Origin of the sequence: Rhodococcus sp. JVH1 (assembly GCF_000280725.2) — a bacterium.
In the GTDB taxonomy this organism is placed as follows: Bacteria; Actinomycetota; Actinomycetes; order Mycobacteriales; family Mycobacteriaceae; genus Rhodococcus_F; species Rhodococcus_F jostii_A.
This window is the reverse complement of sequence record NZ_CP166289.1, coordinates 2625642-2650397: the sequence shown is the minus strand read 5'-3', so window position 1 is coordinate 2650397 and position 24756 is coordinate 2625642. Positions and strand designations below refer to the sequence as shown.

General features: G+C 66.7%; 25 protein-coding genes and 4 tRNA genes. 15 read left to right on the top strand and 14 right to left on the bottom strand.

Annotated features, from left to right (window positions below; translation table 11 throughout):
• The first annotated feature begins 93 nt into the window (after window positions 1–93).
• From JVH1_RS11970 to pstB, 6 genes are all read left to right on the top strand, one after another.
• Complete coding sequence (locus tag JVH1_RS11970; protein ID WP_009477922.1) at window positions 94–852, top strand: response regulator transcription factor; 759 nt, start codon at window positions 94–96, stop codon at window positions 850–852.
• A complete protein-coding gene (mshD, locus tag JVH1_RS11965; protein WP_009477923.1) occupies window positions 849–1766 on the top strand; it encodes a mycothiol synthase in 918 nt (305 codons plus the stop codon). The genes JVH1_RS11970 and mshD overlap by 4 nt, the downstream gene beginning before the upstream one ends.
• A 214-nt stretch (window positions 1767–1980) precedes the next feature.
• Window positions 1981–3099 carry a phosphate ABC transporter substrate-binding protein PstS gene (gene pstS, locus JVH1_RS11960; RefSeq protein ID WP_009477924.1) on the top strand — a complete coding sequence of 373 codons (1119 nt, stop codon included), beginning with the start codon at window positions 1981–1983 and terminating at the stop codon, window positions 3097–3099.
• A 67-nt stretch (window positions 3100–3166) separates the two neighbouring features.
• Window positions 3167–4240 (top strand): phosphate ABC transporter permease subunit PstC, encoded by a 1074-nt coding sequence (gene pstC, locus JVH1_RS11955; RefSeq protein ID WP_043780950.1) that lies wholly within the window; start codon window positions 3167–3169, stop codon window positions 4238–4240.
• 3 nt (window positions 4241–4243) lie between these two features.
• A complete protein-coding gene (pstA, locus tag JVH1_RS11950) occupies window positions 4244–5152 on the top strand; it encodes a phosphate ABC transporter permease PstA (RefSeq protein WP_009477926.1) in 909 nt (302 codons plus the stop codon).
• Between the two features lie 43 nt (window positions 5153–5195).
• On the top strand, window positions 5196–5972 hold the full coding sequence (pstB, locus tag JVH1_RS11945) for a phosphate ABC transporter ATP-binding protein PstB (protein WP_007301060.1): 777 nt from the start codon (window positions 5196–5198) through the stop codon (window positions 5970–5972).
• A 155-nt stretch (window positions 5973–6127) separates the two neighbouring features.
• On the opposite strand, the gene phoU is transcribed toward pstB, so the two are convergent.
• The 5 genes from phoU to JVH1_RS11920 form a co-directional block, all read right to left on the bottom strand.
• Window positions 6128–6826: a phosphate signaling complex protein PhoU gene (gene phoU / locus JVH1_RS11940; protein ID WP_011597165.1), complete on the bottom strand. Its 699-nt coding sequence runs from the start codon at window positions 6824–6826 to the stop codon at window positions 6128–6130.
• 82 nt (window positions 6827–6908) lie between these two features.
• Entirely contained in the window at window positions 6909–8957 is a 2049-nt protein-coding gene (locus JVH1_RS11935; protein WP_009477928.1) for an LCP family protein, read from the bottom strand.
• A 119-nt stretch (window positions 8958–9076) separates the two neighbouring features.
• On the bottom strand, window positions 9077–10219 hold the full coding sequence (gene dusB / locus JVH1_RS11930) for a tRNA dihydrouridine synthase DusB (protein WP_009477929.1): 1143 nt from the start codon (window positions 10217–10219) through the stop codon (window positions 9077–9079).
• A gap of 79 nt (window positions 10220–10298) precedes the next feature.
• On the bottom strand, window positions 10299–11255 hold the full coding sequence (locus JVH1_RS11925; RefSeq protein WP_009477930.1) for an acyl-ACP desaturase: 957 nt from the start codon (window positions 11253–11255) through the stop codon (window positions 10299–10301).
• Window positions 11256–11667: 412 nt separating this feature from the next.
• The gene (locus JVH1_RS11920; protein WP_043780952.1) at window positions 11668–12231 is read right to left on the bottom strand and encodes a DUF937 domain-containing protein; all 564 of its coding nucleotides are present in this window, start codon (window positions 12229–12231) and stop codon (window positions 11668–11670) included.
• A 117-nt stretch (window positions 12232–12348) separates the two neighbouring features.
• Between JVH1_RS11920 and JVH1_RS11915 the strand changes: the two genes are divergently transcribed.
• Entirely contained in the window at window positions 12349–12738 is a 390-nt protein-coding gene (locus JVH1_RS11915; RefSeq protein ID WP_009477932.1) for an MmcQ/YjbR family DNA-binding protein, read from the top strand.
• On the top strand, window positions 12735–13337 hold the full coding sequence (locus tag JVH1_RS11910) for a hypothetical protein (RefSeq protein WP_009477933.1): 603 nt from the start codon (window positions 12735–12737) through the stop codon (window positions 13335–13337). Before JVH1_RS11915 ends, JVH1_RS11910 begins: the two co-directional genes overlap by 4 nt.
• A gap of 5 nt (window positions 13338–13342) precedes the next feature.
• Here the strand turns inward: JVH1_RS11910 and JVH1_RS11905 are convergent, their stop codons facing one another.
• A complete protein-coding gene (locus JVH1_RS11905) occupies window positions 13343–14431 on the bottom strand; it encodes an NAD(P)-dependent alcohol dehydrogenase (RefSeq protein WP_009477934.1) in 1089 nt (362 codons plus the stop codon).
• A 6-nt stretch (window positions 14432–14437) separates the two neighbouring features.
• Entirely contained in the window at window positions 14438–14911 is a 474-nt protein-coding gene (locus JVH1_RS11900) for a DUF4334 domain-containing protein (protein WP_009477935.1), read from the bottom strand.
• Window positions 14912–15019: 108 nt separating this feature from the next.
• On the opposite strand from JVH1_RS11900, the gene JVH1_RS11895 reads away from it, so the two are divergent.
• Window positions 15020–15625, top strand: a complete 606-nt coding sequence (locus JVH1_RS11895) for a TetR/AcrR family transcriptional regulator (RefSeq protein WP_009477936.1) — start codon at window positions 15020–15022, stop codon at window positions 15623–15625.
• A 41-nt stretch (window positions 15626–15666) separates the two neighbouring features.
• On the opposite strand, the gene JVH1_RS11890 is transcribed toward JVH1_RS11895, so the two are convergent.
• Window positions 15667–15739, bottom strand: a tRNA-Lys gene (locus JVH1_RS11890).
• 328 nt (window positions 15740–16067) lie between these two features.
• Between JVH1_RS11890 and JVH1_RS11885 the strand changes: the two genes are divergently transcribed.
• The 4 genes from JVH1_RS11885 (at window position 16068) to JVH1_RS11870 (ending at window position 17208) form a co-directional block, all read left to right on the top strand.
• Entirely contained in the window at window positions 16068–16724 is a 657-nt protein-coding gene (locus tag JVH1_RS11885) for a TetR/AcrR family transcriptional regulator (protein ID WP_009477937.1), read from the top strand.
• A 98-nt stretch (window positions 16725–16822) separates the two neighbouring features.
• A tRNA-Glu gene (locus JVH1_RS11880) sits at window positions 16823–16895 on the top strand.
• 96 nt (window positions 16896–16991) lie between these two features.
• Window positions 16992–17065 (top strand) — tRNA-Asp (locus JVH1_RS11875).
• Between the two features lie 66 nt (window positions 17066–17131).
• Window positions 17132–17208 (top strand) — tRNA-Phe (locus tag JVH1_RS11870).
• 62 nt (window positions 17209–17270) lie between these two features.
• Here JVH1_RS11870 and JVH1_RS11865 read toward each other — a convergent pair.
• Entirely contained in the window at window positions 17271–17603 is a 333-nt protein-coding gene (locus tag JVH1_RS11865; RefSeq protein WP_009477938.1) for a nuclear transport factor 2 family protein, read from the bottom strand.
• A 70-nt stretch (window positions 17604–17673) separates the two neighbouring features.
• Here JVH1_RS11865 and JVH1_RS11860 point away from each other — a divergent pair, with 70 nt between their 5' ends.
• Complete coding sequence (locus JVH1_RS11860; RefSeq protein ID WP_237735249.1) at window positions 17674–18387, top strand: TetR/AcrR family transcriptional regulator; 714 nt, start codon at window positions 17674–17676, stop codon at window positions 18385–18387.
• On the opposite strand, the gene JVH1_RS11855 is transcribed toward JVH1_RS11860, so the two are convergent.
• Window positions 18384–19235, bottom strand: coding sequence for an alpha/beta fold hydrolase (locus tag JVH1_RS11855; RefSeq protein WP_009477940.1), 852 nt, complete (start codon window positions 19233–19235; stop codon window positions 18384–18386). The genes JVH1_RS11860 and JVH1_RS11855 overlap by 4 nt on opposite strands.
• Before the next feature lie 156 nt (window positions 19236–19391).
• Here JVH1_RS11855 and JVH1_RS11850 point away from each other — a divergent pair, with 156 nt between their 5' ends.
• Window positions 19392–20045, top strand: a complete 654-nt coding sequence (locus JVH1_RS11850; protein ID WP_128970053.1) for a TetR family transcriptional regulator — start codon at window positions 19392–19394, stop codon at window positions 20043–20045.
• A 4-nt stretch (window positions 20046–20049) separates the two neighbouring features.
• On the opposite strand, the gene JVH1_RS11845 is transcribed toward JVH1_RS11850, so the two are convergent.
• Genes JVH1_RS11845 through JVH1_RS11830 form a run of 4 tightly spaced genes read right to left on the bottom strand, consistent with a single transcriptional unit; the run spans window position 20050 to window position 24708 of the window.
• Window positions 20050–20787 (bottom strand): ABC transporter ATP-binding protein, encoded by a 738-nt coding sequence (locus JVH1_RS11845; RefSeq protein WP_009477942.1) that lies wholly within the window; start codon window positions 20785–20787, stop codon window positions 20050–20052.
• A complete protein-coding gene (locus JVH1_RS11840; protein WP_009477943.1) occupies window positions 20784–22607 on the bottom strand; it encodes an ATP-binding cassette domain-containing protein in 1824 nt (607 codons plus the stop codon). The genes JVH1_RS11845 and JVH1_RS11840 overlap by 4 nt, the downstream gene beginning before the upstream one ends.
• Before the next feature lie 3 nt (window positions 22608–22610).
• Entirely contained in the window at window positions 22611–23468 is an 858-nt protein-coding gene (locus JVH1_RS11835; protein WP_009477944.1) for a branched-chain amino acid ABC transporter permease, read from the bottom strand.
• A gap of 22 nt (window positions 23469–23490) precedes the next feature.
• On the bottom strand, window positions 23491–24708 hold the full coding sequence (locus JVH1_RS11830) for an ABC transporter substrate-binding protein (RefSeq protein WP_009477945.1): 1218 nt from the start codon (window positions 24706–24708) through the stop codon (window positions 23491–23493).
• Between the last annotated feature and the right edge of the window lie 48 nt (window positions 24709–24756).

Sequence of the window (24756 nt, the reverse complement as noted above, 5' to 3'; positions counted from 1 at the left end):
AAGTGTCGATACCTTCAGTGTCGATCTACCTGGACCGGCGGATGAACGATCCGTCGGCCGGCCGGGTACGACGGCGACGAGATGGGAGGCTGTGTGGAGCTACTGCTTCTTACCTCCGACCCCAACCCCGAGGCAGTGCTGCCTGCCCTCGCCCTGCTGGCGCATTCGGTGCGGCCAGCCCCGACGGAGGTGTCCTCTCTCCTGGAAGCGAGCTCCGCCGACATCGCCCTGGTGGATGCGCGCACCGATCTCGCGGCGGCTCGCGGCCTCTGCCGGCTGCTGGGCAGCACGGGTTCCGCGGTTCCCGTGGTGGCGGTGCTCACCGAAGGTGGCCTGGTGGCGGTCAATTCCGACTGGGGCCTCGACGACATCCTGCTCCCGGGCACCGGTCCGGCCGAGGTGGACGCCCGTCTCCGACTGCTGGTCGGACGCACCGGCGGCGTCGCCAGCCCGGAGGCCTCCGGCAAGATCACGCTGGGCGAACTGGTCATCGACGAGGGCACGTACACGGCCCGTCTGCGCGGCCGGCCCCTCGACCTCACCTACAAGGAGTTCGAACTCCTCAAATACCTGGCACAGCACGCGGGTCGCGTCTTCACCCGCGCGCAGTTGCTGCAGGAGGTGTGGGGTTACGACTTCTTCGGCGGTACCCGCACGGTCGACGTCCACGTGCGTCGTCTGCGCGCCAAGCTGGGCAGCGAGTACGAATCCTTGATCGGTACAGTCCGCAACGTCGGCTACAAGGCCGTCCGTCCCACCCGCAGCAAGTCGGGTGTGCCGGTGCCGCCCGTCGACGACCTCGACGCCGAGGATGCGGACTTCGAATCCGCGGAAGGGCCGGCGATCCAGTGAGTGCTTCGGTTCAGTCCTGGACTGATCGACTCGACGGCAAGCAGGCTGCGGACGTGTCCGCACTGCTCGAACGCGCGACGGCCGTGGACGGAACCGCGCCGGTGTCGGAGCAGGGTGTGCACGCCGTGTCCGGCGCCGGTAGCGACGGTGTCCGTCATCTCGTGGAGACCGACGCCGATCGGATCGTCGGGTATGCGCAGCTGCAGCCGGGGCGCGGGGATCATCCTGCGATGGCCGAACTCGCCGTCGACCCTGCGGCGCGTGGCCGCGGAATCGGTGGCCGGCTGGTCGCCGAGGTCCTGTCCGCGGGTGGTCCGGACGCCCGGGTGTGGGCGCACGGCAACCTGCCTGCGGCGCAGGCGGTGGCGCAGCGCCTCGGGCTGATCGGTGCGCGCGAACTCCTGCAGCTCCGGCGTCCACTCGCCGATGCGGAACTCCCTGAACTCGTTGTGCCGGAAGATATTTCACTCCGTGTGTACCGTGGCGTCGAGGACGATCCCGAGGTCCTGCGGGTCAACGCTGCCGCCTTCGCCTGGCATCCCGAGCAGGGGTCGTGGACCGAACGCGAATTGGCCGAACGCTGCGCGGAGGCCTGGTTCGATCCGTCCGGCCTGTTCATGGCGTTCGCCGCTTCGGACGATCAGCGGTTGCTCGGATTCCACTGGACCAAGGTGCATCCGAAGCAGGGCGACGAGCCGGCCATCGGTGAGGTCTACGTGGTGGCGATCGGCCCCGACGCCCAGGGACGTGGTCTCGGCCGGTTGCTGACGCTCGCCGGGCTGCACTACCTGCGCGACCGCGGGCTCGGTGCGGTGCTGCTCTACGTCGAGGGCGACAACGAATCGGCGCTGCACACCTACGACCGGCTCGGATTCGAGCGGTTCCACACCGACGTCGCGTACGCGCGCGCCTGAGGTGCTCCTCTACTTCCGCACTCGTTGTTCGTCTCGGAAATGTGGACAAATGCGCGGTCTGTTCACCTTCCGTTCACCGATAGTGGTCCAACTGGACATTAGCTACCCCTAGGTTTCTCCGTGGGCAGCGCCGTGTTGCCTGGTGCAGATTTCAACGAAGCGCACCTCATGTCGCCGCCCGATCGCGGGCGAGACGGTATTTCCGGAGGACTAGGTGAATCTCAAGCGCAGTGGCGCCCTGCTCGGTGCAGTGGCCCTGGGTGCCATGACCTTGGCCGCGTGTGGCAGCGACAACAACGCGGCGTCGAGCGGCGTCGACGCATCGTCGTCCAACGCGACGTGCGAGGGCAAGGCCAACCTCTCCGCGGCCGGTTCCTCGGCCCAGAAGAACGCCATGGATCAGTTCGTCTCCACCTACATCTCCGTCTGCCAGGAAAAGGGCAAGACCGTCAACCTGGCGTACAACCCCAGCGGTTCCGGCGACGGACGGACCCAGTTCATCGCGGGCCAGATCGACTTCGCCGGCTCCGACTCGGCGATCAAGGCCGAGCAGGCCGAGCAGGCCAAGGCCCGGTGCGTCGGCGGCGAGGCCTGGAACCTTCCGCTGGTCTTCGGACCCGTCGCGATCGCCTACAACCTCGACGGCGTCGAGGACCTGGTGCTGAACGGTGAGGTGACCGCCAAGATCTTCAACGGCACCATCAAGAAGTGGAACGACCCGGCCATCGCCGCGCTCAACCCCGGCGCCACCCTGCCCGACCAGGACGTCACCGCCATCATCCGCTCGGATTCGTCGGGAACCACCGACAACTTCCAGCAGTACCTGACGGCCGCCTCCAACGGCGCCTGGACCACCGGTGCCGGTTCCGACTTCACCGGCGGAATCGGTGAGGGCGCCAAGGGTTCGGCCGGTGTCGCGCAGGCAGTGGCCTCCGCCCCGGGCTCGATCACCTACGTCGAGAAGTCCTACGCCGACCAGAACAAGCTTGCTGCCGCGCAGATCGACACCGGCTCCGGCCCCGTCGCGCTGTCCGACGAGTCCGCGGCGAAGGCCATCGAGGGTGCGCAGTTCAAGGGTCAGGGTGTGGGCGATCTGACCCTCGACCTCGGCTCGATCTTCGGTACCAAGGAAGCGGGCGCGTACCCGCTGGTGCTCGCCACCTACGAGATCGTGTGCTCGAAGGGCTACGACGCCGACACCTCCGCTGCGGTCAAGTCGTTCCTGACCAGCGCAGCCAACGAGGGGCAGGGCAACCTGGCCGAGCAGGGTTACGTGCCGCTGCCCGACTCCATGAAGGAGAAGCTGAACGCATCGATCGCCGCCATCGGCTGATCGCACCGTTAATCGTTCGGACCCGCCCATGACTCGATATTCTGACCAGGAAAGATTGCGAGCGCAGATGAGTGAAGCGCACATCGAATCAGCACCTCGCGCCTCCGGCTCCGCTTCCGGCGGAGTCGGGGTGGGCGGTCCGAACGGCACCCCGGAGGCCGAGTTGAGTACCACCAAGGCCGAAACCCCGACTCCGGCAGGTGCACCCCGCGGCAAGGCCGCCGCCAGGCCTGGGGATCGGATTTTCAAATCCCTCGCAACGACCTCGGCCGTCTTCATCTCCATCCTCATCGCCGCGATCGGCATCTTCCTGATCTGGCGCGCAGTTCCCGCACTGAGCCGGAATCAGGTCAACTTCCTCACCAGCCGCGAGTGGGTCACCCAGAACATCAACGCCATGGCGTTCGGTGTTCTCGACCTGTTCCAGGTGACGGTGCTCGTCTCGCTGTTCGCTCTGGTCCTCGCGATGCCGGTCGCACTCGGTATCGCGATCTTCCTCACCGAGTACTCGCCGAACTGGCTCAAACGTCCGCTGGCGTACGTGATCGACCTGCTGGCCGCCGTGCCGTCGATCGTCTACGGCCTCTGGGGTCTGCTGGTGTTCGCTCCCGCGATCAGGCCGCTTGCCATGTGGCTCAACGAAAAGCTCGGCTGGTTCCCGCTGTTCGCGACAGGAAGCGGTTCCATCACCGGCGGTGGCACCATTTTCACCGCAGGTATCGTCCTCGCCGTCATGATCCTTCCCGTCATCACCGCGGTGACCCGCGAGGTGTTCGTGCAGACTCCGACGCCCCAGATCGAGGCAGCGCTCGCGCTGGGTGCCACCCGGTGGGAAGTGGTGCGAACCACGATCATTCCGTTCGGCAAGTCGGGCTACATCAGCGGATCGATGCTCGGTTTGGGTCGCGCCCTCGGCGAGACCATGGCGCTCTACCTGATCCTGCGCACCACGTCGCAGCCCTTCGGATGGTCGCTGTTCGACGGCGGCGCCACCATCGCCTCCAAGATCGCCCTCGGCTACGCGGAATTCAACAACAACATTCAGGCCGGCGCTTACATCGCCGCAGGTCTGGTGCTCTTCGTGCTCACCTTCGTCGTGAACGCCGCTGCCCGCGCCGTGATCGCAGGAAAGAAGGACTGACCCATGACCGCGACACTCGACAAGCCGGTCAAGGCCCCCACCTTCCAGGGGGTCGGTGTCCGCCGACGCATCATCGATCTGACCGCCACCGTCCTCGTGACGCTGGCAGTGCTCGTGGCGCTGGTCCCGCTGGTGTGGGTCCTGGTCACCGCGGTCATCAAGGGAATCCCTGCCCTGACGTCGGCCACGTGGTTCACCCACTCGCTCAGCGGACTGACGTCCTCGGCGGCAGGCGGCGGCATCTATCACGCGCTGATCGGCACGATTCTGCAGGGAATCGTCTGCGCGGTGCTGTCCATTCCCCTCGGACTGTTCGTCGCGATCTATCTCGTCGAGTACGCCGACCGGAAGTCGCGGCTGGCGAAGCTGACCACGTTCATGGTCGACATCCTGAGCGGTGTCCCGTCCATCGTGGCCGCCCTGTTCATCTACGCCCTGTGGATCGCGACGTTCGGTTTCCCCAAGTCCGGCTTCGCCGTTGCGCTCGCCCTGGTGCTGCTGATGGTTCCCGTCGTCGTCCGCAGCACGGAGGAGATGCTCCGCATCGTTCCGCAGGACCTGCGCGAGGCGTCGTACGCGCTGGGCGTTCCGAAGTGGAAGACGATCGCCAAGATCGTGCTGCCCACCGCACTGCCCGGCATCATCACGGGCGTCATGCTGGCGCTGGCCCGGGTGATGGGCGAAACCGCGCCGCTGCTGATCCTCGTGGGTTACGCACCCTTCATCAATTTCAATCTGTTCGGTGGCGAGATGGGCACGCTGCCCGGCGTCATGGTCGCCGAGATGAACAACCCGACCGATGCCGGTACCAACCGCATCTGGGGCGCGGCGCTCACGCTGATTCTCCTCATTGCCGTCCTCAACATCCTGGCCAAGGTCATCGGCCACTTCTCACAGGTGCGCAGCAAGTGACACATACACTCGATCTCGAACACCAATCAGTAGGGAGCCGGTAATGGCCAAGCGTCTGGATCTCAAGGACGTCAACATCTACTACGGCAAGTTCCACGCCGTCGCCGATGTCGGGCTGTCCGTCCCCCCGCGGAACGTGACCGCCTTCATCGGCCCATCCGGGTGCGGCAAGTCGACGGTGCTGCGTTCGCTGAACCGCATGCACGAGGTGACTCCCGGTGCGCGCGTGGAGGGTTCGATCCTGCTCGACGGTGAGGACATCTACGGTTCCGGCATCGACCCGGTCGGCGTCCGCAAGACGATCGGCATGGTGTTCCAGCGTCCCAACCCGTTCCCGACGATGTCCATCAAGGACAACGTGGTGGCCGGCCTCAAACTGCAGGGCGAGCGCAGCAAGAAGCGTCTCGACGAGGTGGCCGAGCGGTCGCTGCGCGGCGCCAACCTGTGGACCGAGGTCAAGGACCGTCTCGACAAGCCGGGCGGCGGACTCTCCGGCGGTCAGCAGCAGCGTCTGTGCATTGCCCGGGCCATCGCGGTCTCGCCCGACGTCCTGCTGATGGACGAGCCCTGCTCGGCGCTCGACCCGATCTCGACCCTCGCGATCGAGGACCTGATCACGGAGCTGAAGAAGGACTTCACCATCGTGATCGTCACCCACAACATGCAGCAAGCCGCGCGTGTGAGTGACCAGACGGCGTTCTTCAACCTCGAGGCCACCGGCAAGCCGGGCCGCCTCGTCGAGATCGACGACACCGAGAAGATCTTCTCCAACCCGACGCAGAAGGCCACCGAGGACTACATCTCGGGCCGCTTCGGATAGAGCGAGCACAACGAGAACGCCCCGGCCGGTACTGCGGTCGGGGCGTTCTCGTGTCTGCGGAAGGCGACCTCGGGTGGCCTCGGCCGAACGAACGGGACGCTCGTACGGTCTGACCGTACGAGCGTCCCGTTCGCGCGAAAAGTGTTGGGGGAGTTCTACCGGTCGGGGTACGAGGTGAGGGTGTCGGCGTCGACGGCGGGCGTCTGGGTCTCGTCGGGCAGCTTGCCGGTGACGAGGAAGATCACCCGGCGGCCCACCTCGACGGCGTGGTCGGCGAAACGCTCGTAGAAGCGGCCGAGCAGGGTGACGTCGACCGCCGCGGCCACGCCGTGCTTCCACTCCCGGTCCATGAGGACCGTGAACAGGTGACGGTGAAGGTCGTCCATCGCCTCGTCCTCTTCACGCAGGCGCGCGGCCCGCTCCGGATCGCGCGTCTCGAGAACCTCGCGGGCAGCGGCGCCGATGGAGACGGCGATGCGTCCCATCTCGGCGAAGTAGCCGTTGACCTCTTCGGGAAGCACGTGGTTGGGATGTCGGCGGCGCGCAATCTTGGCGACGTGGAGAGCCAGCGCACCCATGCGGTCGATATCGGCGACGATCTGGATCCCGCTGACGACCGAGCGGAGGTCGCCGGCGACCGGTGCCTGCAGGGCGAGGAGGGCGAACGCCCGCTCCTCGCAGATGGTGCTGAGCTCGGTGATCTTGTCGTGCTCGCCGATCACCTGCTCGGCGAGGGAAAGATCTGCCTGGAGCAGCGACTGGGTGGCTCGCTCCATGGCGACCCCCGCAAGCCCCGCCATCTCACCGAGCAAGTCGGCAAGCTCGGTCATCTGTTCGTTGTAAGCCACGCGCATGAGGTCACAGCCTACGGTGCACGGGAAACCAAGTCACGATCACACGGTAAACGCAGAGTGAACGACGTGACCCGGCGGGCGCTCATTCGCAGGACGTGTCGCCCGCGTTCACAACTGCCAGGTCCGCGGGGATTTCCACGTCCTCCTGCTGGCCCTCTCGCACGCCCGACATACTGAGCGGTGTGTCGATCGGACTGGGCGTCTGGACGGTCCCGGAGAAGTCCGAACCGAGCGCGACCTCGACGACCGTGCCGAGTCCGGTGGTCGATTCGAGCACCGCACCCGGGAACGACGACGCCAGGGTCGCCGCCTCGGCTTCGTGGCCCGGCGAGAACCGGACGACGGTCTCGCCGCTGGTACCCGTGTAGTTGCCGACGTTGTAGATCTGGAACCCCTCGGCGGCCAGTGAATCGGCCACGGTCGCGGCCAGTCCCGACTCACCCGACGCGTTCGACACCTGCACGGTCACGCTGGACGGGTCGACGGCCTGGACCGACAGCGGCGCCGGCGCGGCCTGCGGTTCGGGGGCGGAGGGCAGGGGTTCCGCACGCTTCTCGCCGGGCAGCGCCTCGTCGTCGATGATGGCGCGGAAGATGGCCTTGATGTCGTCGGTGCGGGGAATCTCGTTGCCCCACTCGGTGGTCCCCGCGGTGGGCACCGTCAGGAACGTGACCGCGCCCGCATCGACGTTCTGCAATGAACGTCCGAGCGTGACCAGCGACTTCGTGTCGATGTTCTCGACGAATGTGTCGCGGGTGAACGCGTTGATGAAGCCGTTCAGTTTGCTGGGATTGAGCAGCACCTGACTGGACAGGGCGCCCCGCAGCAGGGCGGACAGGAATCTCTGCTGACGGTTGATGCGGCCGTAGTCGCCGTTGCCCTCCGCCTCGACATGTCGGGCGCGGACGAAGTTCAGTGCGGTCTTGCCGTCGAGCATCTGGGTGCCCGCCTGCGGCAGAACGGTGCCGAGGACGCCGTCCTCGAGCGGCTGGGTGGTACAGACCTTGACCCCGCCGATCTCGTTGACCATCGACTCGAAGCCGGCGAAGTCCATGCCGACGAAGTGGCCGATCTTCAGACCCGACATCTTCTGGATCACCTTCACCAGGCACTTCGGTCCGCCGAGCGCGTAGGTGGCGTTGAGTTTGTCGCCGTCGGCGGCGGGAAAGGTCTCCTCGGTGTAGGTGCCGCTGGCGTTGTCCCAGCCCTGGCAGACGGGCCGCTCGACATCGAGGTCGCGGGGGAACGACACCGCGACCACCCGGCTCCGGTCGGCAGGGATGTTGACGAGCATCACCGTGTCGGCGCGGGATCCCTCGGCGTCGTCGATGGTTCCGGCACCCACTTCGCCGCTCGCGCCGGCGCGGGTGTCGCTGCCGACGATGAGATAGGTCTCGTCACCGGTCTGCCCGACGGCGTCGACGATGTCGGTCGACTCCGTGTCGAGTGCCGCGATCTGGTCGAACTTGCCCTCGGTGGAGCGGAGGTAACCCCAAACGATGCCGGTTCCGGCGAGTGCGATCACCGCCACGAGTGCGACGACTGCGCGTCCTGCTGCACGGAGACGCTTGCGTTTGCGGGTCTTGCTGAGAGCCAGGCGGGTGGTACCCGGGTTACCGACCACCTGCGGGACCGCGGTGGTCTCGGCGGAATCCGCGACCCGTTCGGGCTCGGATTTGCTCTGCGGCGGCTCCGGCTCCGGCGGCGGAGGCGCGGCAGGGGTGTCCCGCGGCGGAACCCCGGGAGGCGGCGGCTGCCGCTCGTCGATCGGGGGAATGATCTCGGTCTTGTCCGGATCGTCCGGCGCGCTCGGTTCCTCCCCGGAGACCTTCTTCACCAGGTCTGCGACGGAGAGCGCTTCGGTGGGCCCACCCGCGGCCCGGCGGCCGATCCGGCCGCTGTCGTGGCGGGACGATTCGGTGCGTTCTACCTGCGCCCGGTGCCCGGGCGGCGCGGTCCGTTCGGGCGGCGCGGTCTGCTCGGGAGGCCGCCGTTCGGGCGGTGGCTGCCGCGGCGGGAGTCGCCGGGGCCGTCCGGACTGGGCTTCTCGGTAGCTGGGATCCGCGAGAGGACGCTCCCAGGGGGCACGGGATTCGGGAGTCGGTGAGTCCGAGCTGTGATCATCACCCACCGATGCAACCTGACCTCTCCGCCGACTCGGACCTCCGTCGGCCTCGACGGATTCCAGCCATAGTACTTATCGAACGTCGAGGCTCCACACATGTAGCGAGGTGACGCGCGTTCGTGCTGCTAACCACCAGAATGCATGAGGTCGGCGCCGGCGGGCACCAGGCAGTCGTCGGGGTCGTCGAGCCACCCCTCGGGGAGCGCGACCGTGCCGGGTGAACCCTGCCGTCCGCGCGGTCCCTCGGCGTCCTTGGGGAACGGGATGGTCGGATCGAGCTGGACGAGGAGGTCGTCGAGTTCGGTCAGGGTGCTCACGAGGGCCATCGCGACCCGCAGCTCGGACCCTGCGGGGAAGCCGCGCAGGTACCAGGACACGTGCTTGCGCAGTTCACGTAGGCCCTTGTCCTCGCCGTGATGATCGGCGAGGAGTTCCGCGTGCCGGCGGATGATCGTGGCCACCTCGCCGAGATTCGGCGGAGTGGGCTGCGGTTTTCCGTTCAGTGCCGCGCTCAGCTCCGCGAACAGCCACGGCCGGCCGAGGCATCCGCGGCCGACGACGACGCCGTCGCAACCGGTCTGCTCCATCATGCGGGCCGCGTCCTCGGCGGCGAAGATGTCGCCGTTCCCGAGAACGGGCACGTCGGTGACGTGCTCCTTGAGCCGGGCGATCTCGTTCCAGTCGGCCGTGCCGGAGTACCGCTGCGAGGCGGTACGCGCGTGCAGTGCGACCGCGGCCGCACCTTCGCCGGCGGCGATCCGGCCTGCGTCGAGATGCGTGTGGTGTTCGGCGTCGATACCGACGCGGAACTTGACGGTCACCGGGACGTCGGTCCCCTCGGTCGCCTTCACGGCGGCGGCGACGATCCGACCGAACAGGGTGCGCTTGTACGGCAGCGCCGCGCCGCCACCCTTGCGGGTCACCTTGGGAACCGGGCAGCCGAAGTTCATGTCGATGTGGTCGGCCATGTTCTCGTCCACGATCATCTTGGCCGCGGCGTACGTGGTGTCGGGGTCGACGGTGTACAGCTGCAGCGACCGCGGGGTCTCGGTCGGGCCGAACGTCGTCATGTGCAGGGTCGCGGGCTGCCGCTCCACCAGGGCGCGCGCGGTCACCATCTCACAGACGTACAGGCCGGACGTGCTGCCTGCGCGCTCCGTCTCGAGCTCACGGCACAGCGTGCGGAACGCGACATTGGTGATCCCGGCCATGGGGGCCAGAACCACCGGACTGCGCAGCTCGAGCGATCCGATACGAAGGGATGACATTGACGACCTCTGCGAAAGTGCTGGAACGAAACTGTGCCCGGTACCGAATCCGGTACCGGGCACAGGATAACTGTTTACGTCACGAAGCCTTCTGCTCGCGCTTCTTGGCCTCGCGGGCCAGCATGCGGTCGCGCTGCTCCTCGAACTTGGTGGCCTGGCCCTCGAGGTTCTCGAGGAACTTGCCGAGGCTCTCGCGGACCTCTTCGCCGCGGGCGGTGAAATCGGTCCGCTCGAAGATGTTCCACTTGCGCAGGACGGGCATCACGACCTCTTCGAGGTGCTGACGCAGGTCGTAGATGCCGTGCTTGGCCATGAGTACACCGTTGCGCCGGAAGTTCGGCATGCCTGCGCCCGGCATCTGGAAGTTCTGGACGATCATGTTGATGGCCTCGAGCGCCTGATCGGGCGCGAGGTCGAGGGCTGCGCCGCACATGTTGCGGTAGAAGATCATGTGCAGGTTCTCGTCGGCGGCGATGCGCTGCAGCATCCTGTCGGCGATCGGGTCCTTGCACGCCTTACCGGTGTTGCGGTGGCTGACGCGGGTGGCCAGTTCCTGGAACGTCACGTAGGCCACGGAGTGGAGGAAGCCGGCGTCGACGTCGGCGGGGGAAGCGAAGCCGTTGGTCATGTGCTCCATGCGGAAACGCTCGAGCTGGACGGGGTCGACGGCGCGGGTCACGACGAGGTAATCGCGCATCACGATGCCGTGACGGTTCTCCTCGGCGGTCCAGCGACCGACCCAGGTTCCCCACGCGCCGTCCTGCGAGAAGTTCTCGGCGATCTCGCGGTGGTACGACGGCAGGTTGTCCTCGGTGAGGAGGTTCGTGATCATCGCGGCCTTGGCGACCTCGTCGAGCTGCGACTGCTCGGGATCCCAGTCGGTGCCGCCCATCGCGGCGAAGTTACGTCCTTCGTCCCACGGAACATAGTCGTGGGGATGCCATTCCTTGGCCATGGAGAGGTGGCGGTTGACGTTCTCTTCTGCAACCGGCGACAACTCCTGCAGCAGTTCGAGTTGGGTCAGATCCCTCGCCATGTGTAATGCCTCCATGTAGCTCAATTTGACTTTGTTCAGCCTACGGCACCGTAAGTAGGTTGGTAAACGCCGTCGGCGGCCCGGGAACCGTCCAAGTTACCGATCCGTAATGGATCTTCCGGGATGTGTCGCCGCGACGCGGCGAACCGTTACATGACAGTGTACTGATGAGCGTGCGTGTGCGGTGACCAGCGTAATCGTCGCAGGGAGAGATCATCACAGCGACGCGCGGGCCGTTGTGGACGATCACAGTTTTGTCGGTCCCCACAGATTCCCCGCCGTAACTCGAGCCGTGTCGGCGGTTGCGCGGGAGCCTGTTCGTCCGAGCTGTCGGTCTCCCGGGAATTCGATCCACCCCAGGTGTGAATATCGCCACCCGGGGGGCGGCGGTGGCCCCGCCGCCCCCGGGGACCTACTTCTTTCCGCCGCCCGCACCCTTTCCGAGCAGGCCACCCAGGACACCGCCGAGCCCGCCGGAACCGCCGCTGCCTCCGAGGAGCCCGCCCAGGACGTCCCCGAGACCTCCGCCCGCCTGGCCGGCGCCCCGCGTCTGCGGAGCGGAACTTCCACCGCCCGTCACCTGCTTGGCGATGTACGCCAGCACGATCGGCGCGAGGATCGGGAGCAACTGCTTCATGAGGTCGCTGCCCACTCCGCTGCCGCCCACACCGCCGAGCGTGCTCGCCACCCGGTCACGTTCGCCGCCGAAGATGTTGGACACGATCTTGTCGCCGTCGGCCGTGTCGACCTGGTCGATGTCGATTCCGCCGTCGAGAAGCGTCGTGCCGCTGTGATCGTGCAGCGCGCTCTGCAGCGACGCGGCGCCGTTCGGGTCTTCGGCGTTGGCGCCGAGCCCGCCGACGAGCGTCGGGAGCGCCGATTTCACCGCGGTCTCGGCGGTGGCCTCGTCGACGCCGAGTTGCCGGGCGATCTGATTGATCGGGATCTGCGACAGAAGGTCGTCGATCGATGCCATTGATGCCGTCCTCGTCATGGGGTTCGTCGTCGACACCCCCGGACACGCGACACTAGTGAATCCCGCGTGTCCGTTATGCCGGTTGCGGTGGGTCGGGGCGCTGCCGACAATCGTCACATGGGCAACAACATGAGCCGCCTGGAACAGATCGTCGCCGAGTTGCCCGAAGCCGTGCGCGTGGACGTCGCCCAATGGGACGGACACCCGACGTTCCGGGTGCGGGGGAAGAATTTCGTGTTCAGTGACGTGGAGGCCACCCGGTTGACGGTGAAGCTCACCGTCGACGAGGCCGAAGCGGTCGTCGCAACGGAACCGGGGGCCGAGCCCGCGGGATACGGTCTCGGTAGACACGGCTGGATCGCAGTGGACGTCGCGGACGCGGACGAGCCCCACTGGGAACAGCTCCGTGAGTGGATCAGGACGTCGTACACGCTCGTCGCCCCGAAGCGACTGGCCGAGCAGGTGCTGGACGAAGAACCGTTGCCGACGCAGGGAGACCAGTCATGACGACCGACAACAGCGCATCCACCTCCACACCGTCGAAATCCGGCCTGCCGGCGTGGGCCAAGAAGGCCATCGGCATCGCAGTCCTGCTGGTGGTACTGGTCATCGCCTACTTCATCCTCGCGGCCTACCTCCCGCGGGCGTGGGCTCAGAACGTGGGAGGGCTGGCGGGCGGCAGCTTCGGCGGCGGCATCCTGTGGGGACTGCTGTTCGGCACCCTGTGCACCCTGCTGCCGCTGCTGCTGTTCCGCGGAGCGTGGCGGCTGTTCCGCCGGCGCCGGTTCAAGCCCGTGCAGATCGTGTTGCTGATCCTCGGTGTCCTGGTGGTGCTGCCCAACCTGCTGACGCTCAGTGTGGTGCTCGGCGGCAACAGCGCAGCGCACGCGGGCGAACGGATCATGGACGTCGACGCGCCCGGATTCCGCGGCGCGTCGCTCGCCGGCGCCATCATCGGAGTGGTGCTGTTCCTGGGCGTCGCCGGAGTCAGCTTCACGTACCGCAAGCGCGGCGAGGATCTCGCCGAGATGCGGAGAGACACGAAAGCGAAGGACGGACAGGTGGGTGACGGGCCGCCGGCCGGACCGTCACCTGCCACGCCCTAGCGAATTCACCACACGAGCACGGGCTTGATCACCGTGCCCGCGGCCTGATCGGCGACGGCGCGGTTGATGTCGTCGAATCGATACTCGGTGACGAGACGGTCGAACGGGAACTTCCCGTCCGCGTGCAGCGCCAGCAACTGCGGGATGAACTGCTGCACCGACGAATCGCCCTCGACGCAGCCGCGGAGGGTCTTGCCGCTCAGCATCAGATCCTGAATGTTCACGGTCACTTCGGGCGCACCCAGCCCGACGACCACCGCGCTGCCGCGCGCCCGCAGGGACGACAAGGCCTGGCCGATGACGGCGGGGATCCCGGTCGTGTCCAGGGTGTGGGTGGCGCCCCCACCGGTCGCCGCACGGATCGCGGCGACCACGTCCTGCGATCCGGGATCGATCGCAACCGCGCCGAATTCCTCCGCGAGCGCACGGCGTGCGGGGACCGGATCGACTGCGAGAAGCGTTGCGACGCCGACTGATCGGGCGGCGAGCAGGGCGGCGAACCCGACGCTGCCCGTGCCGAAGACGACCACACTCGAATCGTTGCCCGGCCGGAGCACGTTCAGTACCGCGCCCGCACCCGTCTGGAATCCGCAGCCGAGCGGCGCCGCGGCGGCGAGGTCGACGGACTTGTCGACGACCACGACGTTGTCGGCCGTCGCGAGGACGTGCTCGGCGAAGCTGGACTGGCCGAAGAACGCGGCGCGCACGGGCTCGCCGTTCTGGGTGACGGTGGCGGAACCGTCCGCGCGCCGGCCCGAACTGTTCAGCCGGTGCGCATCGACGCAGTACGCCGGACCCGCGCTTCGGCACTGGTCGCAGTCGCCGCAGTGGCGGTAGCTGAGAATCACGTGATCACCGGGCGTCACCCCATTCACACGTGACCCGACGTCCACGACGATCCCGGCACCTTCGTGCCCGAGGACGGCGGGGCCGAGGGCATGGGGGAGGGACGCCTTGGTGAAGAGGTCCGTGTGGCACAGGCCGGTGGCGACGATGCGCACCAGGACTTCGTCCGCGCGGGGCTCGTCGAGTTCGACGGTCTCCAGTGTGAACGGAGAATCGGGTCCGCGTGAGAGCGCTGCTGTGACCTGCATTGGGGCTCAGTCTCTTTCGAGCAGGAAGTAGTAGTGCCTGCCGTTGTCGAGGACCAGTGCGGACTTGCCGTTCATGATGCCCATCAGAGTGGAGTCGTCCACCTTCTTGAAGTGATCGAAGATGGGTGCGCCGTCGTACACCATGGTCGCCGTGACCTCTCCCCGGAACTCGATGTTCCACAGGCTCGCTTCGCCGTTGCCGGCCTTGACGTCGGAATAGAGGTTGTCGTCCGCGTCACGGCAGATCAACGGCTTCGCATCCTCGAGGGAGTGGAACGTCTTTCCGTGCCAGCGGCTCGCGAACAGTTTCTCGTGGAGGCGGTGTCCGGTGGCGAAGTCGTCGCCCTTCCAGCTGCCGAGGATGTCTTCGGCCCTGACGGTGTCGAGCGCGGCCCACACGGCGTCGAGTTCGTCGGGGGAGACGCCGCTCTCGCGCCCCCGGAGCTCGTGGAACGTGGTGCGGGCCTGATCGATGTCCATGGAAGGTCCTTGGGGTGAGTGGTGCGAGGTTTACGAACCAAACTGTTCGTCAACTGCGCACGCTACGCCGAACCAGATGGTTCGGCAACGGGCAAATAGGATGTCGGAATGCGAACAGCGGGAGAAGCCACGCGAGAACGGATCCTCGCCGCGGCCAAGGAGGAGTTCGCTCACCACGGAGTCGCCGGAGCCCGGATCAACCGCATCGCAGAGACGGCCCGAGCGAGCAAGGACCGTCTGTACGCGTACTTCGACAGCAAGGAAGCGCTGTTCGACGCCGTCATCGCGCAGTGGATCGCCGAGACGACGGAGCAGACGGCGCTGCGGGGAGACGATCTGCCGGGCTACGCGGGCCGGTTGTTCGACGGCTACGTGGCGCACCCCGAGAACGCGAGGCTGCAGAAGTGGGCCGACCTGGAGATGAGCGAGCAGATCACCGACAGCGATGCGCGGACCCTCGCGCTGCGGCCCAAAATCGCCGAGATCCGGCGAGGTCAGCAGGAGGGGTTCGTCGATCCGTCGTGGAACGCAGGCGAGCTGCTGCTCGTGATCACCGACATCGCCCTGTCGCTGGCCACCGCGCGTGGTGGACGCAAGCCGGCGGGGGGAAAGTCGGGGGAGCGCACGGTGGCACAGCGGCGGCAGAGCGCTGTCGAGGCGGTTCGTCGTCTGATCGGGGCGCCTGCGACGGCGGACGTGCCAGGGCGTGGGTGAGTGCTCGCTCCCTTACCCGGCATGCGCCGGGTAAGGGAGAGTGCCCCCAGTAGGGCTCGAACCTACGACCTGCGGATTAAAAGTCCGTAGCTCTACCAACTGAGCTATAGGGGCGCGGGGCCAGAGTCTAGTGCGCAGACGGTGGCCGAGAAAACAGGACCCCCGGCACGGCGCGCCGCGCGGGGGGTGAAATGGGTCGGCTCGGGTGCGCACCCCCTGCAGCGCACCCGAGCCGACCCAAATTATACCACTTGGTGTGTTTTCGGCGGCGGTCCGGTTTCCACTCCATAAAGGTCTTCAGGTTGGTTTCTGAGAAGTTTCCATGATTTACAGACTGCTGTGTCGGTTTTTTCAAAACGGGGATACTGTTATGTATGGCTCCACGCTCGTCCCGGGAGGGCGAAAAGCGGGGTTACTACATCTGGGAGAGGGATTCACCGTCATGGCACGTCAGCAGGAGCGTGCGCGACGCACTCGCGCTGCGCTGGTGGAGTCGGCCGCCATCGAATTCGCGAAGCGCGGCTATGCGGCGGCGTCGGTCAACACGATCCTCGAAGGCTCGAACGCCACCAAGGGGGCGATGTACTTCCACTTCCAATCGAAGGAAGAGCTCGCCCGTGCCGTCCTTCAATCCGGAGTGGAGCAATTCACCGCCCTGACCGACAGGTGGACGAGTCGCACGGACATCGGGCCGTTCGAAGCCCTCCACGGTTTCGTGATCGACCTGGCGAAGCTCTTCCATTCCAGCGTCATCGTGCGGGCCGAATTCCGGCTGATCGTCGAACCCGAGTTCTATCCGGACGTGCAGTCCGGCGGATCGCAGGTGTGGGGGCGCACCGCGCACGAGTTCGCGATCCGAGCTCAACGCAACGGTCTGCTGCGCGCCGACGCCGACCCGGAGAAGTTCACCCGGGTGCTGGCGGCGTCGCTCGCCGGCCAGCGGTACATGTCCGACATGACGTCGCTGGAGGGTGACCTCGGCGAGCGGTTCGCGGAATCGCTCGAAGTGATCCTCGCCGCGATGGCTTCACCCGAGTGGTTGGAGAAGTTTGCGAGGGAAGGATGGCCGGATTCCGGTTCGGAACTGCCCGATTCGTAGTCTGACCTGGCGATTTGGGAAATTCTCGATCCGTGTCCTAAGCTATCCAAGCTCCCAACGGAACGCCGTTGAGGTACTGGTTCGGAGAAATCCGGCGGGCCCCCTTCGTCTAGCGGCCTAGGACGCCGCCCTTTCAAGGCGGTAGCGCGGGTTCGAATCCCGTAGGGGGTACGTTTGACCGGTGTCGAGCATGCGGTATGGTTCGACGGCAGTAAAAGTGACACGCAGTAACGCTTTACACTTGTAAAGCACAGCAGGACAAAGCAAGGCCCTGTGGCGCAGTTGGTTAGCGCGCCGCCCTGTCACGGCGGAGGTCGCGGGTTCGAGTCCCGTCAGGGTCGCAAGTGTGTTGCCGATACCGAGTATCGGCAACACAATGCGATAGGCATTCGGTTCGGGTGCCGTCCGGCCAGGTAGCTCAGTTGGTACGAGCGTCCGCCTGAAAAGCGGAAGGTCGCCGGTTCGATCCCGGCCCTGGCCACCACGATTCACCGAAGCTCCGTTGTCGAGAACGTCGACAACGGAGTTTTTTCGTCGTCCGTGTACCTACGGGGCGATCCGCAGTGTGTCGACGAGGCCGTCGCTGAGAACGAACTCGTACTTCAATTCCACCGGGCTTCCGGGGAAATTTCCTTCCACTGTGGTGGTGATCACGTACCTGTCGTCGGCGACCGCTTCCGTTCCGGTCACCTCGACCGTGTAGGTGAACTTCGATTCGAGGTCCCTGCGCCATTGCCGGATGCCGTCGTGCCCGCGGACGGTCCGGCCTTCGTCGGTCACGGCCCCGTGCTCGGTGAAGCATGCAGTGAGCGCATCGAGGTCTCCTGCGTCGGCCGCCCGAAAGTAGCGCGTGACGATCTCGGGTGTGGTGGTGCTCATGGTGTTCTCCCTGTCCCTGCCGGTGCGGCAGTACCGCGGTATAGCAACGCTATAGAAGTAGCATAGCGGTGTGACAACAAGGAGTGTGGCCGGTAACGCCCGGGACCGTCTGCTGAACGCGGCTGCCCAACTGCTCGACGAGGCCAAGGGCAAGCCCGTGTCCACCCGGGCCGTCTGCGACCTCGCCGGCGTGCAGGCTCCGACGCTGTACCACCACTTCGGCAGCAAGCAGGGCCTGTTCGACGCGGTCGTGGAGTACGGGTTCGGCCAGTACATCCGGGGCACGAATCGGCGAGGGGACGACCCGGTCGACGATCTGCGGCACGGCTGGGACGATCACGTCCGCTACGGGCTCGACAATCCCTCGTTCTACGTCCTGTTGTACGGCCGGATCGCCCCGGGGGAGCCGTGTGCGGTGACATCCGTCGCCGAGGCGAAGCTCCTCGAGTTGCTGACCGAGATCGCGCGGCAGGGACGCTTGCGGGTGACGCCGGCAGTCGCCGCCGGGCAATTCGTGGCGGCGAACGTCGGCATGACCCTGCACCTCATCGCTCAGCCGGAGGGCCGGGCCGACCTCGCCCTGTCACGGGAACTGCGGGACAACGTGATCGCCGGGCTGATCCGGCCGGCACCCGCTGTGACGTCGGAGGCCTCGCGTGAGGTGGTCGAGAATGCCCAGGCGCTCGCTGACGCCCTCGACGCCGACGCGGGGCGGTCCGGGCTGAGCGCCGGCGAACTTCTCCTGATGCGGGAATGGCTCGACCGGCTGGTGGCAGCCACCTAGCCCTCCGAGCGCCGCCGGAGGGTGTCGAAGATCTCGCGGTAGTGCAGGTGAGCCATGAAATGGCCACCGGTGCGGATGTTCAGCGTGGCACCGGGAATTCGGCGGGCGAGCGCGGGCGGCCAGTGCGTGGGCACGAGTTCGTCCTCGCTTCCACCCCAGACGTCGACCGGCACGGCCAGATCCTCGGGCGCGAACCCCCACGGCCGCATCCACGCGCGGTAGTCCTCCACCATCCCGGGCGCCGTCCGGAGTGCCTCGCCGGACATGAGCGAGAAGTTCCGGACGGGCTCGGATCGGAGAACGGCTGCGTCCGCGGCACCGAGGTCGCGGGCGCCGAGCCGCCGGAACAGCTGCGGAGCACGCAGCGCGACGCCGCCCATGACGCGAAAGCAGATCCGCGCCACCAGCGGGGCGTGCTGGGACAGCCGGGTGAACGCGCGGTCCCCGGCGGGAAGCTGGGCGAACACCCCCGATTCGGTGAGGGGCAGAGCCCCGGCGATCACCGCGACACTGGTCACGCGCGACGCGACCCCGGAGCCCACCGCGAGCGCGTACTGCCCGCCCATCGACCACCCCATGACACCGAAACGGCCGACGCCGAGGTGATTCACGAGGTCTTCGACGTCCCGGACCCAGTCGAGCACCGTCCGGCCCGGCTGCGGATCGGACAGTCCGATCCCGGGACGGTCGGGGGACAGGAGACGGATCCCCGCGTCGCGGGCACTCCGGTCGGCGGCCGCGACGTCGAGGCGGCCGGCGAGTCCGCCGTGCGCGTTCACGACCGTGAATCCGCCGGGGTCGCCGTACTCCGCGATACCCATCAGGCGTCCGTCGCGCAGGCGGATCACACGATCCTCGGGTCCGACATGAACTCTGGGCACGGGAACCTCCGGCGGTCGAGGCGAGTCTATCCGGGGGAGGCCCACGCAATCCGGACATCGTGACGACCGGAACCGGTGCCGTCGCCGGACGACACCGAGGTGACTGTCGCTAGGCTGACGTCCATGAGCAGTGCTGAAGAGCCGCTGACGGCGGGCCGCGACGGACTCCTGTCGTTGCTTCGCAACGGGCAGCTGCCCTCGCGTGGGGCCAAGGCCCCGCAGCGGGAGCGTTACCAGCGGATCGTCGCCGCGGCGATGGAACTCGCCTCCGAGGGCGGGTACGACGCCGTGCAGATGCGGGCCATCGCCGATCGGGCGGGAGTCGCGCTGGGCACCGTGTACCGCTACTTCCCGTCGAAGAACCACATGCTGGTGATGGGCCTGCTGATGGTGTTCGAGGGAATGCGGTCCCGGTTCGAGGACGTCGCGATCCCGGGGGACACGCCGTCCGAGCGGATCCTGTTCGTCCTCCGGAAGAACACGGAAGTCCTCGAGAAGGACCGGCCCCGATACGAGGCCCTGGTGCGCGCGTTCATGTTCGCGGACGCGTCGGCTTCGGCCGAACTGGATGCGTTCGGCGCCCTGATGACCGAGATGTTCGCCAAGACCATCGGTGTCGAGCAGATCTCCGACGACCAGTTGAACGCCATCCGCGTGATCGGCGACGTCTGGATGTCGAGCCTGGTGTCCTGGGTGGCCGGCCGCATCTCGGTGGACGAGGTGATGGCTCACCTCGGGCTCGCGGTCCGTCTCGTGTTCCGGCGACTCGGCGGGTGATTTTTCAGCCGACGCGTCCGAAGTAGGCGTCGCGAATCACCGCTCTGTCGTCGATCCCGCCCGCGTCCGCATCCATGACGACGCGTCCGACGTCGAGGACCGTGACGTGGTCGGCCACGCTCATCGCAGCGTCGACCGCCTGCTCGACGAGGAGTACCGCCAGCCCGGATTCCTTCAGCACGGTCACGCGTTCCATCACTTCGTTGACGATCACGGGCGCCAGTCCGCCGGAAGGCTCGTCGAGCAGAAGCAGGGTGGGGTCGGCCATCAGCGCCTGCCCGATTGCCAGCATCTGCTGCTGCCCGCCGGACAGCGCACCCGCGAGCAGGCCACGTTTCCGGCCGAGGACGGGGAACAAATCGTAGATGCGCGCGACCTCCTCGCGTACGGCCGACCGTCTCATCTTGCGGACGTACCCGCCGAGAATCAGGTTCTGTTCCACGGTCTGTCGGTGGAACACCCTCTTGCCCTCCTGCACGTACGCCATTCCCTGGCGGACCCGCCGGTGCGGCGCCACCTTCGAGATGTCGCGGCCGTCGAACTCGATCGTTCCCGCGGAAACCTTGTTCAGTCCCGAGATGGCGCGCAGGGTGCTGGTCTTCCCTGCGCCGTTCCGCCCGAGCAGTGCGGTGACCTTGCCGGGCCACACGTCGAGCGAGACGTCCCACACCACCCGGAGGTCGCGGTAGCCGGACTGTACATTCCGCAGGCTCAGTAGGGGTTTCGTCGTCTGCTCGCTCATGAGGTCGCCTCTCCGGCCAGTTCCGTGCCCTCGGCGACCACGCCGAGGTATTCGCTGAGTACGCGCGGGTTGTGTTCGATCTCGGACGGCGCACCCGCCGCGATGACGTGTCCCTGGGCGAGTACGACGATGGTGTCGGCGAGTGCCAGTACCAAGCGGAAGTTGTGCTCGACCAGCACGATCGTGCATCCGGCATCCCTGAGCTGCCGGAGCAGGCCGGCGAGCCGTTCCACTTCGTCCTCGTCGAGGCCGGACGCCACTTCGTCGAGTAGCAGAAGCCGTGGCTCGGCGACCACCGACCGGGCGACCTCGAGAAGCCTCCGCATTCCCAGGGGAAGTGCGGTGGCGGTCTCGTCGCGGAGATGCGACAGCCCCACGATGTCGAGCGCGCGTTCCGCCTCGGCGATGTCGCCGGCGCGGACCTTGTGGTGGCGGGGAAGCCGCAGCACGGTCGAGAGCATCGACACTCGATCGGTGCTGTACCGACCCGAGGCCACGGCCTCGAGAACAGTGACGCCGTCGGGGATGTCGGGTGTCTGGAAGGTTCGTGCCACTCCGCATCTGGCGACCTGTTCCGGCGCCCTGCCCTGGACTTCGTTGTCACCGATCAGGATTCGCCCGCTGTCGGGACGGTAGAACCCGCAGATCATGTTCAGCATCGTGGTCTTGCCCGAACCGTTCGGTCCGATCAGTGCGGTGATGTTGCCGGGTTCCGCACGCAGCGACGCGTTGTCGAGTGCCTGGTTGCCGCCGAATGCCTTCGAGATGCCGTCGACCACGAGCGTCCGACCCGACATCGGGTCCATCGCGGATCGATCCGTCTCCGCGGGGCGGGTTCCTGTTCGACTGCCGGTCAGGCCTGCCGCCCGGTCCAACCGCGCCGTGGCCTGTTTGGCGACCTTCGCGAGGCCACCACTGAGGAGGACGCCGCCGAGTATCAGGAATCCACCGTAGAAGACCAGCGCGTACTGCTGGAACTCGGACGACTGGTTCGGACCGAGCTGCATGATCGCCGCCCCGACCGCGGCGCCGTAGACGCTCGTCGCGCCGCCGAGGATGCACGCCGCCAGAACTGCCGTCGCGAAGGTGAACCCGAACGCCTCGGGAGAGACGTACATGTCGATGTTCGCGAACAATGCGCCTGCGAGGCCGGCGGGGAACGCGCCGATCGCATAACCGAGCAGTTTCATCCGGAACACCGAGATACCCACCGAGGAGGCCAGGACGGGGCTCTGTTTCAGTGTGCGGAACGCGATACCGTGCCGGGAGACCACGAGGTTGCGCATGACCGCGAACCAGAGGATCGCGACGACCACGACGACCATGTAGAACCGGTCGGCGTCCACTACTTCACCGAACAGGGTTGCCGGTTCGATGCCGCTGAGTCCGTTCCGGCCACCGGTGGTATCGCCGAAGACGGCGATGATGTCCGGTACGAGGAGAACGAGGAAGAACGAGGTCATCGCCAATGACCAACTGCCGAGCCGCAATCCGGGGATGCCGGTGACGATGCCCACCGCGAGCGCGACCACACCCGAGGCGATCAACTGCAGCACGATGTCCGTGTAACCGGCGATGGACATGAGCCCTGCGGTATACGCCCCGGCCGCGTACATCGCGGCCTGGCCGAGCGCGAGTTCACCCGCATAGCCGAGACCGAGGTTGAGTCCGCTGACGACCAGCGCGAGGATGCAGGCGAGTTGCACCTGGCGGGACAGCGCGAAGTCGAGACCGAACTCCGGCAGGAACAGCACGAGGAGGCCGACGGCGAGCGGGAAGAGCCAACTCGGAACCGATCGAATGAAGCGCCACAAGGACATCGTTCACACCACCCGTTCCCGCACCCGGCCGAACAGTCCGGCCGGACGCACCATGAGGATCGCGATGAGGACCACGAAGACCGCGATGTTGCTGTACTGGCTACCCAGCTCGAGAGCTGCGAACGACTCGACGAGACCGACGGTGAGACCCCCGACCAGTGCGCCGGGGAGCGAGCCGAACCCGCCGATCGCCAATGCGACGAAGCCCTTGATGGCCAGCGTCGAACCCAGGGTGGCCACCGCGAACGTCTTGGGACCGACGAAGAGCCCGAGGAATCCGGCGAGCGCGCCGGAAAAGGCGAACGCACCGAGGGCGAGCGCCCGGACGTTGACACCGCGCAGCAGGGCGGTTTCGCGGTCCTCGGAGATGCCCAGGAGGGCGAGTCCGGTCATGGTCCGTGTGCCGACCCGGCCGAGCACGACCACCAGCACGATCGCCAGAATGAGCAGCACGATCTCGACCGGATACGTGCGGCCGCCGAGTACCGTGATCGGATCGTTCGAACCGAAGAACGGGACGGTGAGCGGTTCGCTTCCCCAGATCAGTTGCGTCGCACCGTTGATCAGTGTCGCGGCGCCAAGTGTGGTGACGAGCTGATTCTGGTGATCCCGGACCGGCCGGACTGCGACGATCTCCTCGATGCCGGCCAGGATCGTCACCGTGGCCGTCGCTGTCACCGCCACGACGAGGATCGGCAACTTCAGGGTGACCAGCCCGGTGTAGGCGACGAAGGTTCCGACCATCATCAGCTGGGCCTGAGCGAAGTTGAACGTGTGGGACGAGATGAAGACGATGTTGTAGCCGATCGCGACGAGCGTGTAGACCGCCCCCAGCGCGAGGCCCGACCAGACGATGGTCATCGGGATCTCCTGTGGTCGAGTGTCACGCGCTCGGGTTTCCGTACTGGCCGTTGAGGAGTGGGCTCGGAGGCACGAACTTGTACGCCTCGTCTCCGGGTTTCGACGCATGCGAGTCTGCCGAGAAGTGATAGGAGGGGGAGAACGCGGTTTCGGCGCTGTCGAGGACTTCCTGGTTCTCGAGCGCGTCGGCGAGAGCCTCGGGGTCGGAGGAAGATCCGGCCTTGTTCGCGGCGGCCACGACGAGGGGCAGTGCGTCGTAGTTGTCGGCGAGGATCAGCGTCGACGGGATGTCGCCCATGGCCTTCATGTTGTCGACCATGGTGTTGACAGCGGTGTCGTTGGCGTCGTAGACGGTGCTCGAGAGGACGTGCATGACCAGATTCGCCGTTGCCGGAGTGCCGAGCACGCCTTCCGGTGCAGCCTTCGAAACCAGTGACGTCCCCGCGACCGAGGTGTTGCCGACGAGCGGAATGTTCCAGTCGAGCCGCTGAAGGCTCGCGAGAAGATATCCGAGTGGCGCCCCGTAGGCGTCCACGACCAGCGCCTGCGTGCCCCGGTTCTTCAGCGATTGCAGCTGCGCCGTCATGTCGAGGGCGGCGGTGTCGTACTCCTCGGATCCGGTGCTGCTCACACCTTCACCGCTCAGCGCGTCGTCCATCGCCTGTCCGAACACTTCACCGTAGGCGCTGCTCCCGTGGACGACGCCGACGGACTGATATCCCTTGCCCTTGATGTATCGCGCGATGGTCTCGGCGTTCTCGGCCGGCCCCGACGCGAGGTCGAAGTTGAGCGGGTACTTCTCCGGATTCGCCGAATCCTCGGTGGGCCCGATGTTGAACGAGAGGATCTTGTTCTGCGCGAGGATCGGCAGGGTCGCCGTGGTGATGGTCGACGGGCCGGAGTTGAGGAAGAGGTCGGGCTTCTTTCCCGACGCGATGGCCTCCCGCAGCTTGGACACGGCGGTGGTGGCGTCGCCCGCGTCGTCGACGACGGTGATCTCCACTTGGCGTCCGCCGACGCCGCCGGCCAGGTTCACCGCCTCGGCGCTGGCTTTCGCTGCGAGCACGGACGTCTGAGCATTCGCGGCGAGCGCACCCTGCCCGCTGATTCCGCCGGTCACGAGCACCCGGTACGGGCCGTCTGCGGCGTCGGCGGAGTCTGCGCCCGCGCCGGAACAGCCGGTGAGCGCGAGTGCGGTCACGGCGAGCGCCGCAGTGAGAGCTGTGGATCGAATTCGCATGGGCGCCCCTTTGACGTCACGGAAAGCAAGCAAGTGCTTGGTTCGGCA